Below are 12,099 nucleotides of genomic sequence, written 5' to 3' on the forward strand. Positions count from 1 at the left end.
AACATTGACTGCGTTAAAGAAACGGAATTGTTATTGATTGTATAATCGCCGTTCATCAGTATTTACTAAAATAATTATGTTCGGTCATCTTTATGACGGAACGAGCAGCAATGTCATCGAGCGACATCAATAGAAATGACGCCGTACATTATAAAAGCCTAAGAAGGATGAGTGCATGAGTCAGGACAAGATCGATATCAAAGATGTGACTCCTAAAACCTATAATCCCAAAACCCATAAAGGAAACGGGGATCGGTTCAACCCAAGTAATCGCATCTATGTACGCGAAAGCAAAGGGACTTACCAGAAACTGCGTCGTTACGGTGGTTGGTTTTTACTGCTTCTCTTCGCTTTGATACCGTGGATCCCTTACGGTGAACGTCAAGCGATCTTGCTTGATATTGGCAACCAGCAGTTCAACTTTTTCGGTACCACGTTGTACCCACAAGATCTTACCCTACTCGCCTTGCTGTTTGTGATCGCGGCGTTTGGGTTGTTCTTTATTACCACCTTCTTAGGTCGAGTTTGGTGTGGCTACCTCTGCCCACAAACCGTCTGGACCTTCATGTATATCTGGTTTGAAGAGAAGCTCGAAGGTAGTGCCAATAAACGCCGTAAACAAGACTCCAATAAGCTGACGGCGAATTTAGCGATGCGTAAAACCGTCAAACATATAGCTTGGTTTGCCATTGCACTCGCCACTGGTTTTACTTTTGTTGGCTACTTCGTGCCAATGAAGCAATTGGTTATCGACTTTTTCACCTTTAACGCCAACTTCTGGCCCGTCTTTTGGGTAATGTTCTTTGCCATTTGTACCTATGGTAATGCTGGTTGGATGCGTTCCATCATGTGTATTCACATGTGTCCTTACGCGCGCTTCCAGTCTGCCATGTTTGATAAAGACACCTTCATCGTTGGCTACGATGCAAAACGTGGGGAAAAACGTGGCCCACGTCCGCGTAAAGCCGATCCAAAGCAACTTGGTTTGGGTGATTGTATTGATTGTGATTTGTGTGTGCAGGTGTGCCCAACAGGTATCGATATTCGTGACGGCTTGCAGTATGAATGTATCAACTGTGGCGCCTGTATTGATGCGTGTGATAACACCATGGATCGCATGGGCTACGAGAAAGGCTTAATTAGTTACACCACCGAGCATCGCTTATCGGGTAAGAGTACCAAAGTCATGCGTCCGAAGCTGTTAGGCTATGGTGCCGTACTACTCGTCATGGTCGGTCTTTTCTTTGCCCAAATTGCAGCGGTAGACCCAGCCGGCATGAGTGTTATTCGCGACCGTAACCAACTGTTCCGCGTTAATGGCTCGGGAGAAGTAGAAAACACCTACACCCTCAAGGTGATCAACAAAACTCAGCAAGTGCAAGAGTACTCGTTGGATGTTGAAGGGCTATCCGATGTAAGCTGGTATGGTAAGCAGACAATTCAGGTCCAGCCAGGTGAGGTATTGAACCTGCCAATGAGTCTTGGTGCCGATCCTGACAAGCTAAACTCTGCGATTACGACAATTCAGTTTATACTCACCGATAAGAGCAACGAATTCACTATTGAAGTAGAAAGCCGTTTTATTAAAAAACTATAGCGCTACTTCAGTGACTAACGGAAAAAGGCTCAGTAATGAGCCTTTTTGTTTATATGTCCCAAAGTATGTTTAACTTTGACGCCCTTACCCCAGACTTTATGTGGTACGCGTTAGAAAGCATCGGCGTTCGCGCAGAATCAGGCTTTCTTCCCCTCAATAGCTACGAAAACCGTGTTTATCAATTCACTGACGAAGAGCGTCGTCGTTATGTCGTCAAGTTTTACCGTCCTGAACGTTGGAGCAATGAACAGATCCAAGAGGAACACGACTTTACTTTAGAGCTGATTGGCAATGAGATCCCCGTCGCACCACCTGTGCGCATCAACGGTGAAACCCTGCATCACTATCAAGGCTATGCTTTTGCGCTGTTTGATAGCGTGGGTGGTCGCCAATACGAGGTTGACAATTTAGATCAGCTCGAAGGTGTAGGGCGTTTCCTTGGCCGCATCCATAAAGTCGGCAGCCGCCAAGCCTTCCAACATCGCCCTACGATCGGCTTACAAGAATACCTGTATCAACCAAGAGAGATTCTGCAAAACGCCAATATGATTCCAATGCACTTGGAGAACAGCTTCTTCAATGACTTGGATATGCTGATCAAATCAATTGAAAGCCACTGGCAAGAAGGCTTCAATATGATTCGTTTGCATGGCGATTGCCACCCAGGCAATATTTTGTGGCGAGATGGCCCTATGTTTGTTGATTTGGATGACGCTCGTAACGGCCCTGCAGTACAAGACTTATGGATGCTATTGAACGGTGAACGCCAAGACAAACTGATGCAGTTGGATATTGTTTTAGAGGCTTACCAAGAGTTTTGCGACTTTAATCCTGCAGAATTGAAACTAATCGAGCCACTTCGCGGTCTACGAATGGTGCACTATATGGCATGGCTAGCAAAACGTTGGCATGACCCTGCATTTCCTCTCGCTTTTCCATGGTTTAATGAGCCAAAATACTGGGAAGGTCAGGTCCTTGCATTTAAAGAGCAGATCGCCGCTTTAGAAGAAGCACCGCTGTCTTTAATGCCTCAGTGGTAAGTCAGGCCAAAAATTCAAAAATGGAGATATTTCGATGAAAAAACTGTTCGCACTGTTTTCTATGCTGATGTTAAGCCTGTCGGCACATGCAGCGCAATTCAAAGAAGGTGAACATTACAAAGTATTGGATCTTGAGGCATCAAAAAAACCTCTTGTGACGGAGTTTTTCTCTTTCTACTGCCCGCACTGTAATAGCTTTGAACCGGTTATCCAGCAACTGAAAAAGCAGTTACCAGAAGGTACTAAGCTATTAAAAAACCACGTTTCTTTCATGGGTGGCAACATGGGCCCATCAATGAGCAAAGCCTACGCAACGATGGTTGCATTAAAAGTGGAAGACAAAATGGTGCCAGTGATGTTTAACCGCATCCACAATCTAAAGAAAGCACCACGTAATGATGAAGAACTTCGTCAAATCTTCCTTGATGAAGGTGTAGATGCGAAAAAATTCGATTCTGCATTCAAAGGCTTCGCGGTTGATTCAATGGTTCGCCGTATGGACAAGCAATTTGAAAACAGCGGTCTAACCGGCGTTCCTGCGGTTATCGTTAACAACAAATACCTAGTTCAAGCACAAAGCATCAAAACGATGGATGAGTACTTCTCTCTGGTGAACTACTTGCTGACACTAAAATAAGCACATCGATATCAATCAAAAGGGGAGCACGTCGCTCCCCTTTTGTTTACTTGTAAATCTCTTGTAGTAACCGATCTTTTTCTTGCCACACATCACTCAGCCATTGTTGAAATTGCCGCTTATAGGGCTTATCGTTGAAGTAATCACCAAGCACTCTTTCATCAACGGGTAACACATTTACACGCACAACCACCTTGCTCATGCGGCCCATCAATAAATCCTTGAACGGTTTATGCGTATTTTCTGGGTACGCCAACGTAACGTCGATAATGCTCTCGAACTGTTCCCCCATCGCCGCTAACGTGTACGCAATCCCGCCCGATTTTGGTTGCAGCAAATATTGATAGTTTGCTTTACTCTTACGCTGCTTTTCTTCGGTAAATCGGGTTCCTTCGACATAGTTAACCACTGTGGTTGGAGTGTGTTTGAATTTAGCGCACGAGCGACGTGTCGTTTCTAAATCTTGACCTCGCTTATGAGGATTGCGGATCAGATACTCTCGCGAATAGCGACGCATAAATGGCATGTCGAGCGCCCAACACGCCATCCCGATGAAAGGCACATACAGCAGTTGTTGCTTGAGGAAAAACTTCGGCATGGGAATACGGTCTTTAAACACGCAGCAAAGCACAACAATATCTGTCCAACTGAGATGATTACTGATCAGCAGATACCACCCGTCTTTTTTAAGCGCTTCACCGCCCTGAACATCCCACTCAACACGGTTAGATACCGCCAGAATGCACGCATTAACGGTAGCCCATAACCACATCACCTTATTGGCACAAACGGTCGCTATCGCTTTTAGCTTTACGCCAGGAAGCAATATTTTAAATACAGCGATAACACAAATTGCGAGTGAACAAACCGCAGAATTGAGAATCACAAAAGAAGCGTTAAAAAAAAATAACAAATATGCCAACATGATAGTCAAACAACAGTGATAATGTGTGAAGAATAAAACAGCGTGTAATTATACTGCGCCTTTGCCACATTGGAACATGCGTGGAAATGGTCAGATTTGTTACCGCAACCAATATGTGCACCACTCATTCGACAACAAGGAGATAACGAATGAAACCAAGGCTACTTCTCTTGCCTTTGGCCTTTGTCGTCAGTTCTGCTCAGGCTCAACTCGCTGAAACCGCAGGTTTTGGCGGTGAAATTTCGCTGAATGCCGGATTCATATCATCAGAATCCAATTTCAATACAGAAAATAGTAACACCATCGATTCTCTCGATAAGCGTGCCGATAGTGACAGTTCCGTTATCGCTGCACCGCTAGGGAGTGTGACATACACCTTTGGTAGCCGACTCAACCACCAAGTTTACGCCGGTACCACACGCTCAGATGTCGCGGTAGGTACACTCGCTTTTCAGTTGGGCTATCAACACGAGCTACAATCTGGCACCGTGCTCGATGTTTCCTATCTGCCGACGGTACTCAAAGGCGAAACTTGGCGCAACCCTTATCAAGTAGGAACCGCACGTAAAGAGACGGATGTTGACGGCAATGCGTATCGCTTTCAGATCAAAGGGTTGATTGATAAGAACTTCAACCTTGATCTTGCTTATGCTGATAAAGACATCGAGCAGGAGGCAGTGACAGACCGCTCACTTGCTCGCGATGCTAACCTTTACTATGTCAAAGGCGACTATCGCATTCCACTCAACCAAACATCTATGTTGCAACCCGCTTTCACCTACATCAATCAAGATGCCGACGGTAAGGCGGAGTCATTTGATTCGTACGGATTTGACATTAGCTGGTTTAAATTTATCAACCGTCATCGATTGGCCCTCACCGCGGGTTATGCATGGAAAGACTATCAAGCAGCTAGCCAAACTTTTGCTAAAACACGAAATGACGACACCATCAGCCTATTTGCGGCCTACGAATATCAAAACGTATTTGACTGGCAAGACTGGTCGTTCATTTCTTTAGCCGGCTATAGCCAAACTGACTCGAATATCACGTTTTATGAGGAGAAAGAGTACCTATTGTCGCTTGGTCTCAACTACACCTTCTAACGTCCTTCATCGCAACAAGGTGCTTACAACACTTGTTGCGATGACACTTTGCTGTCTATACCGCTTGCGCCGTAAGCTGTTTCAGCAAACGGTCCATCGCTCGATACCCAAGCGCCTCGGCCAAGTGCGTTCGTTCAATTTGCTCCGCCCCATCCAGATCGGCGATTGTTCGCGCCACTTTGATAATACGATGATATGCACGAATCGAGAGCCCTAAACGATGCAAAGCGGTTTCAAGAAACTCAGCATCACTCTTATGCAAGGGACAAAACGCCTCAATTTCTCGACTACCTAGCAGTGCATTGACCTTACCACTGCGGTTTAGCATATTGTTACGCGCATGGCTCACACGCGCTTTTACGATAGCAGTCGGCTCACCGCGATCACCACCTTCTGCTAATGTCCCTTTGGGCAAAGCTGGGATTTCTAAAGACATATCAAAGCGATCTAACAGTGGTCCAGATAATCGACCAAGGTAGCGCAAAATAGCTTGTGGATTGGTGCGCGCTTGATTGCCTTCGTAATATCCTGTCGGGCTTGGGTTCAAGGCTCCGACTAATTGGAAACGAGCCGGAAAGCGTGTTTTACCTTGCGCTCGAGAGATAATGATCTCGCCAGATTCGAGCGGTTCGCGTAACGAGTCCAGAACTTTACGATCAAATTCGGGCATTTCATCGAGAAACAATAACCCGTTGTGGGCTAAAGAGATCTCCCCTGGTCTGGGTACCGAACCACCGCCGACTAATGCCGCCATTGAACTTGAATGATGCGGAGAACGAAACGGACGCGACTTCCAGTTATGCTCATTAATTTCACTCTGAGTCAACGATGCCACCGAAGCGGTTTCCATTGCTTCTTCGTCACTCATTTCCGGTAATAAGTCACACAAACGCGAAGCCAACATCGTTTTTCCAGTACCTGGCGGGCCAAGGAAAAGTAAGTTGTGGTTTCCAGCGGCAGCAATCTCCAGTGCTCGCTTACCTTGTTGTTGGCCAATAATATCTTGTAAGTCTCGACCATGTTTTTCGATCGTTTTTCGCTTAGGCGTTTGAAAAAGATTCAGTCGATGTTGACCACAAAGCTCGGCACATACTTCCAGTAATGATTGGGCCGATTTATGTTGTTCCTTCCCCACCAGCGCCGCCTGATCGCCATTCACATGTGGGACGACCAAATGACGTTGAATCTTACTGGCTTCCAGCGCAGCAGGCAGCACACCTTTTACAGGTCTCAGACCACCAGATAACGCTAACTCACCAACAAATTCGTAGTTTTTGAGCTTATCTGTCGCGATTTGCTCCGAAGCGGCCAAAATTCCCAATGCAATAGGAAGATCAAAACGCCCTCCCTCCTTGGGTAGATCTGCCGGAGCCAAGTTCACGGTGATCCGCTTAGCAGGAAATTGAAAGTTAGAATTAATGATCGCACTGCGTACGCGATCTTTGGACTCTTTTACCGTTGTCTCTGGCAAGCCTACTAAGGTAAACCCTGGCATGCCGTTGCTGATATGAACTTCTACACTAACCGATGGCGCTTGCACCCCGACGCTTGCTCGACTATGAATGATTGCCAGCCCCATACGTTCCTCAATTTTTTTGAACACTCTGTAAACAAATGTTTTATCTAGTTGGTTATGTTATATACCGCGTCCCAATTGAGAGTTAATGTGAAAAAAGAATGACTTTTTGCTTGTCATGCAGCGGAATTGTGTGATACCACTAATGACGCAAACAATTTCGTAGAACATTACACAACATTTTTTAACGAAAAAAGAACGACAGACAGATGAACCTTTTCGCTCATATCAACGCACTGCTAGCCCTGATTATCGTGGTCATTATTGGCACCGCGCGGGGTATTGTGGGCGAAAGGTAACCACAAATTACAAAAAACCCCCGCACTGAAAAGTCCGGGGGTTTTTTTACAACTACAAGTTGTCATCTGTCTAACCCTCGGACAGTTTAACGGGAAGAATGGGAGTGCACATGAAGTGCAATAAATATGGCAATCGCTACGAGCCACAACGTAGCAAAGGAGGTTTACGATGACTGGTGCACAACTTGTCGTAGCCGCTTTAAGACAGCAAGGCATCGAAACCGTTTTTGGCTACCCCGGCGGGGCCATCATGCCAATCTATGATGCTTTGTATGACGGTGGGGTGGAACACATCCTATGCCGTCACGAGCAAGGGGCCGCTATGGCTGCTATCGGGATGGCTCGTTCCACTCAAGACGTTGCTGTGTGCATGGCAACTTCCGGCCCAGGAGCCACTAACCTTGTTACCGGCCTTGCCGACGCTTTCCTTGACTCCGTACCTCTAGTTGCCATCACAGGCCAGGTTGCTAGCTCTCATATCGGTACCGATGCATTCCAAGAAATGGATGTGATCGGAATGTCCCTAGCCTGTACTAAGCACAGCTATCTCGTGACCGAAATTGAAGATCTAGCTCCGACACTTGCCGAAGCCTTTGAGGTCGCAAAAACCGGTCGTCCGGGTCCAGTCATTGTCGATATCGCCAAAGACGTTCAACTCGCTCAAGCACCTACAGACCTTCTTCCTCCATACATAGCACCAGCAATCGAAGATGTCAGCGCTGAAGATATCAAACGTGCGCAAGATGTGCTGGAAGCATCTACTCGCCCAGTGTTGTATGTTGGTGGTGGCGTGCAACTTGCGAAAGCAACCGATGCAGTACGCGAATTTCTTCGCTTAAACCCAATGCCTGCAGTTAGCACATTAAAAGGCCTCGGTACCATTGAACGCCATGATCCTCACTATCTTGGTATGTTGGGTATGCACGGCACCAAAGCCGCCAATCTAGTGGTTCAAGAAGCTGATCTATTGATCGTGGTTGGCGCGCGTTTTGATGACCGTGTGACGGGTAAGCTCGACACGTTTGCACCAAATGCGAAAGTGATTCACATCGACATTGATGCTGCGGAGATTCATAAACTGCGCCACGCCAACGCACCATTACGTGGCGACATCAACACCATTCTTCCTCAGCTAGAGCTGACTCAAGATATCTCACCGTGGGTTCATCACAGTGAAAGTCTGCGCAGCGGCTTTAAGTGGCGTTACGACCACCCAGGCGAGTTAATCTACGCACCGCTATTGCTTAAACAACTGTCTGACATGATGCCAGATAGCTCAATTGTCTCGACCGACGTCGGTCAGCACCAGATGTGGGCAGCGCAACATATCCAGCCACGCGAACCACAAAATTTTATCACTTCTGCTGGCCTTGGCACCATGGGCTTTGGCTTGCCAGCGGCGATGGGTGCTGCAGTCGCACGTCCTGATGATCAGTCTATCCTTATTACAGGTGACGGTTCATTTATGATGAACGTTCAGGAATTGGGCACGCTGAAGCGTCGTCAGATTCCAGTGAAGATTGTCCTTCTTAATAACCAACGTCTTGGCATGGTTCGCCAATGGCAGTCATTATTCTTTGACGGTCGCCACAGTGAAACCATTCTTGATGACAACCCAGATTTCGTGATGTTAGCAAAAGCGTTCGATATCCCGGGCAAAACCATCACCAAGAAAGAAGAAGTCGAACCTGCTCTCAAAGAGATGCTAGCGAGTGAAACTTCTTACATGCTTCACGTTTTGATTGATGAAGAAGAAAACGTGTGGCCATTGGTGCCACCTGGCGCATCAAACAGTGATATGTTGGAAAATACATAGGAGACAATCGCATGGACAGATATTTACTCGACATCAAAGCCGATGACAAACCGGTACTGTTGGAGCGCGTTCTACGTGTGATTCGTCACCGAGGCTTCGTGATCAAACAAGTCGCTGCTACGCAAAACCACGAAAGCAAAGTAGCCAGCGTCGAGATCATCGTCGACAGCGATCGACCAATCTCGTTTTTGATCAATCAAATAGAGAAGTTGTGGGACGTTCGTAAGGTTGAGGTGCTAAAAATCCGCAACGATGAACTGCCAAATCACAACTTACAACAACACGTAAGTGCATAAGGAAGGCAACAAATGGCAACGAAAACTGCAGATTTCATTTGGTTTAATGGTGAGATGGTTCCATGGGCAGAGGCGAACGTTCACGTTCTGACTCACGCAATGCACTATGGTACATCCGTGTTTGAAGGCGTGCGCTGTTACAACACACCAAAAGGCCCAATTGTCTTCCGTCACCGTGAGCATGCACAACGTCTAAAAGATTCTGCCAAGATTTACCGCTTTCCGATCCCTTTCTCTGTAGAAGAAATCATGGAAGCGACCCGCGAAACACTGCGCCAAAACAAACTCGATAGCGCTTACATTCGTCCATTGGGTTTTGTCGGTAATGTTGGCTTAGGCGTATGTCCACCAGTTGGCACTGAGATGGATCTAATCATTGCAGCATTTCCTTGGGGCTCTTACTTAGGCGAAGAAGCGCTAGAAAAAGGTGTCGATGCGATGATTTCAAGCTGGAATCGCGCTGCGCCAAACACCATCCCAACTGCGGCTAAAGCAGGCGGTAACTACCTATCTTCACTACTGGTTGGTGGTGAAGCGCGTCGTCACGGTTACGACGAAGGTATTGCGCTAAGCGTAGATGGTTACCTATCGGAAGGGGCTGGTGAAAACATCTTCGTTATCAAAGATGGCGTAATCACCACACCACCAGCAACTAGCGCGATTCTACCGGGCATCACTCGTGACTCGATCATGACAATTGCACGCGATAAAGGCTACGAAGTCCGTGAAGCGAACATTGCTCGTGAAGCCCTTTACCTTGCCGATGAAGTCTTCATGACAGGTACTGCGGCTGAGATTGTACCAGTGGCAACCATCGACAAGATTGAAGTGGGCACTGGTAAGCGCGGCCCTATCACTAAAGAACTACAAGCAGCCTACTTTGGCCTATTTGACGGCACCACGGAAGATAAGTGGGGCTGGTTAGACTATGTGTACCCAGAACAGAAGTAAGAAGGATTAGGAAATGCCAAAATATAGATCAGCTACCACCACACATGGTCGTAACATGGCGGGTGCACGAGCACTGTGGCGTGCAACGGGTGTGAAAGAAGAAGACTTCGGTAAACCAATCATCGCCGTTGTAAACTCGTTTACTCAATTTGTTCCGGGTCACGTACACCTGAAAGACATGGGTCAGCTTGTAGCACGCGAAATCGAAAAAGCTGGCGGTATTGCGAAAGAATTCAACACCATCGCGGTTGATGATGGTATCGCAATGGGTCACGGCGGCATGCTGTACTCACTGCCTTCACGCGAACTGATCGCAGACTCAGTAGAATACATGGTCAACGCGCACTGTGCCGATGCCATGGTATGTATCTCTAACTGTGACAAAATCACTCCAGGAATGTTGATGGCATCTATGCGTCTTAACATCCCTGTTATCTTTGTTTCTGGTGGTCCAATGGAAGCGGGTAAAACCAAGCTTTCTGATCAGATCATCAAACTAGACCTTGTAGATGCGATGATCCAAGGCGCGGATCCAAAAGTGTCTGATGAGCAAAGCGAGCAGATCGAACGCAGCGCATGTCCAACGTGTGGATCGTGTTCAGGCATGTTCACTGCAAACTCAATGAACTGTCTAACGGAAGCACTGGGTCTTTCTCAACCAGGTAACGGTTCTATGCTGGCAACGCACGCAGACCGTGAACAGCTGTTCCTTAATGCAGGTCGTCGCATCGTTGAACTGACTCGTCGTTACTACGAGCAAGATGACGAATCAGCACTGCCACGCAACATCGCTACGTTTGATGCGTTCGAAAATGCGATGGCACTGGATATTGCAATGGGTGGCTCAACCAACACCATTTTGCACCTGTTGGCTGCAGCGCAAGAAGGTGAAGTGGATTTCGATATGGAAGATATCGATCGCCTATCACGCCAAGTACCACACCTATGTAAAGTGGCACCATCTACCCAGAAATATCACATGGAAGACGTACACCGCGCTGGTGGCGTCATGGCAATTCTTGGTGAGTTAGATCGTGCAGGTCTTCTACACAATGATGCGCGCACCGTGCTTGGCCTTTCGATGAAAGAGCAGCTGGCGAAATACGACATCATCCAAACTGAAGACGAAGAAGTACTTAAGTTCTACCGCGCAGGTCCCGCGGGTATTCGTACTACTCAAGCGTTCTCACAAGATTGCCGCTGGGATCGCCTTGATGACGACCGTGCGGAAGGTTGTATTCGTACTATCGATCATGCCTTTAGCCAAGAAGGTGGTCTAGCCGTTCTATCAGGCAACATCGCATTAGATGGTTGTATCGTTAAGACTGCTGGTGTGGATGAGAGCATTCATAAATTCACTGGCCCAGCCGTAGTTTTCGAAAGCCAAGAAGACGCCGTAGAAGGCATCTTGGGTGGCAAAGTAAAAGCAGGCGACGTGGTTGTTATCCGTTACGAAGGCCCTAAAGGTGGTCCGGGCATGCAAGAAATGCTTTACCCAACCACTTATCTAAAATCGATGGGCCTTGGCAAAGAGTGTGCACTTCTGACTGACGGCCGTTTCTCTGGCGGCACATCAGGTCTTTCTATCGGCCACGCCTCTCCTGAAGCAGCAAACGGCGGTGCAATTGGTCTGGTAAAAGAAGGTGATATGATCGCAATTGATATTCCAAACCGTTCAATTTCACTCCAAGTGTCTGAACAAGAACTTGCTGAGCGCCGTGCAAAACAAGACGAACTAGGCTGGAAACCAGTTGACCGCCAACGTGAAGTTTCATTTGCACTCAAAGCGTACGCGAGTATGGCAACCAGTGCTGACAAGGGTGCAGTACGAGACAAGTCGAAGCTAGAGGGCTAGC

10 protein-coding genes are annotated in these 12,099 nt (G+C 47.2%); 8 read left to right on the forward strand and 2 right to left on the reverse strand.

The window, feature by feature from the left end; genetic code table 11:
• Positions 1 to 175: 175 nt before the first annotated feature.
• From ccoG to R7P35_RS16895, 3 genes are read left to right on the forward strand one after another with little or no spacing between them, the layout of a single operon-like run.
• Positions 176 to 1,597: a cytochrome c oxidase accessory protein CcoG gene (gene ccoG, locus R7P35_RS16885; protein WP_017821570.1), complete on the forward strand. Its 1,422-nt coding sequence runs from the start codon at positions 176 to 178 to the stop codon at positions 1,595 to 1,597.
• A 53-nt stretch (positions 1,598 to 1,650) separates the two neighbouring features.
• The gene (locus R7P35_RS16890) at positions 1,651 to 2,637 is read left to right on the forward strand and encodes a serine/threonine protein kinase (protein WP_005379037.1); all 987 of its coding nucleotides are present in this window, start codon (positions 1,651 to 1,653) and stop codon (positions 2,635 to 2,637) included.
• A gap of 34 nt (positions 2,638 to 2,671) precedes the next feature.
• Entirely contained in the window at positions 2,672 to 3,274 is a 603-nt protein-coding gene (locus tag R7P35_RS16895) for a thiol:disulfide interchange protein DsbA/DsbL (RefSeq protein WP_005379036.1), read from the forward strand.
• A 46-nt stretch (positions 3,275 to 3,320) separates the two neighbouring features.
• On the opposite strand, the gene R7P35_RS16900 is transcribed toward R7P35_RS16895, so the two are convergent.
• A complete protein-coding gene (locus R7P35_RS16900) occupies positions 3,321 to 4,199 on the reverse strand; it encodes an acyltransferase (RefSeq protein WP_017821568.1) in 879 nt (292 codons plus the stop codon).
• 149 nt (positions 4,200 to 4,348) lie between these two features.
• On the opposite strand from R7P35_RS16900, the gene R7P35_RS16905 reads away from it, so the two are divergent.
• Positions 4,349 to 5,305 carry a DUF2860 domain-containing protein gene (locus R7P35_RS16905; RefSeq protein ID WP_104975718.1) on the forward strand — a complete coding sequence of 319 codons (957 nt, stop codon included), beginning with the start codon at positions 4,349 to 4,351 and terminating at the stop codon, positions 5,303 to 5,305.
• A 55-nt stretch (positions 5,306 to 5,360) separates the two neighbouring features.
• Here R7P35_RS16905 and R7P35_RS16910 read toward each other — a convergent pair whose 3' ends face one another.
• The gene (locus tag R7P35_RS16910) at positions 5,361 to 6,884 is read right to left on the reverse strand and encodes a YifB family Mg chelatase-like AAA ATPase (RefSeq protein ID WP_005383862.1); all 1,524 of its coding nucleotides are present in this window, start codon (positions 6,882 to 6,884) and stop codon (positions 5,361 to 5,363) included.
• Positions 6,885 to 7,349: 465 nt separating this feature from the next.
• Between R7P35_RS16910 and ilvG the strand changes: the two genes are divergently transcribed.
• The 4 genes from ilvG to ilvD are packed head-to-tail and all read left to right on the forward strand — an operon-like array spanning position 7,350 to position 12,098.
• Positions 7,350 to 8,996, forward strand: coding sequence for an acetolactate synthase 2 catalytic subunit (gene ilvG / locus R7P35_RS16915; RefSeq protein ID WP_213905060.1), 1,647 nt, complete (start codon positions 7,350 to 7,352; stop codon positions 8,994 to 8,996).
• An 11-nt stretch (positions 8,997 to 9,007) separates the two neighbouring features.
• The gene (gene ilvM / locus R7P35_RS16920) at positions 9,008 to 9,292 is read left to right on the forward strand and encodes an acetolactate synthase 2 small subunit (protein ID WP_005378958.1); all 285 of its coding nucleotides are present in this window, start codon (positions 9,008 to 9,010) and stop codon (positions 9,290 to 9,292) included.
• Between the two features lie 12 nt (positions 9,293 to 9,304).
• Positions 9,305 to 10,243, forward strand: a complete 939-nt coding sequence (gene ilvE, locus R7P35_RS16925) for a branched-chain-amino-acid transaminase (RefSeq protein WP_005378953.1) — start codon at positions 9,305 to 9,307, stop codon at positions 10,241 to 10,243.
• A gap of 13 nt (positions 10,244 to 10,256) precedes the next feature.
• Positions 10,257 to 12,098: a dihydroxy-acid dehydratase gene (ilvD, locus tag R7P35_RS16930; RefSeq protein ID WP_005383859.1), complete on the forward strand. Its 1,842-nt coding sequence runs from the start codon at positions 10,257 to 10,259 to the stop codon at positions 12,096 to 12,098.
• Position 12,099: the final 1 nt, after the last annotated feature.

It is taken from the genome of Vibrio sp. Vb0304 (assembly GCF_033338995.1).
Classification (GTDB): Bacteria; Pseudomonadota; Gammaproteobacteria; order Enterobacterales; family Vibrionaceae; genus Vibrio; species Vibrio alginolyticus.

Excerpts from the sequence above, each read along its gene's own strand:
- ccoG (WP_017821570.1), top strand. The coding sequence starts at position 176 with ATGAGTCAGGACAAGATCGATATCAAAGATGTGACTCCTAAAACCTAT.
- R7P35_RS16890 (WP_005379037.1), top strand. The coding sequence starts at position 1,651 with ATGTCCCAAAGTATGTTTAACTTTGACGCCCTTACCCCAGACTTTATG.
- R7P35_RS16895 (WP_005379036.1), top strand. The coding sequence starts at position 2,672 with ATGAAAAAACTGTTCGCACTGTTTTCTATGCTGATGTTAAGCCTGTCG.
- R7P35_RS16900 (WP_017821568.1), bottom strand. The coding sequence starts at position 4,199 with ATGTTGGCATATTTGTTATTTTTTTTTAACGCTTCTTTTGTGATTCTC.
- R7P35_RS16905 (WP_104975718.1), top strand. The coding sequence starts at position 4,349 with ATGAAACCAAGGCTACTTCTCTTGCCTTTGGCCTTTGTCGTCAGTTCT.
- R7P35_RS16910 (WP_005383862.1), bottom strand. The coding sequence starts at position 6,884 with ATGGGGCTGGCAATCATTCATAGTCGAGCAAGCGTCGGGGTGCAAGCG.
- ilvG (WP_213905060.1), top strand. The coding sequence starts at position 7,350 with ATGACTGGTGCACAACTTGTCGTAGCCGCTTTAAGACAGCAAGGCATC.
- ilvM (WP_005378958.1), top strand. The coding sequence starts at position 9,008 with ATGGACAGATATTTACTCGACATCAAAGCCGATGACAAACCGGTACTG.
- ilvE (WP_005378953.1), top strand. The coding sequence starts at position 9,305 with ATGGCAACGAAAACTGCAGATTTCATTTGGTTTAATGGTGAGATGGTT.
- ilvD (WP_005383859.1), top strand. The coding sequence starts at position 10,257 with ATGCCAAAATATAGATCAGCTACCACCACACATGGTCGTAACATGGCG.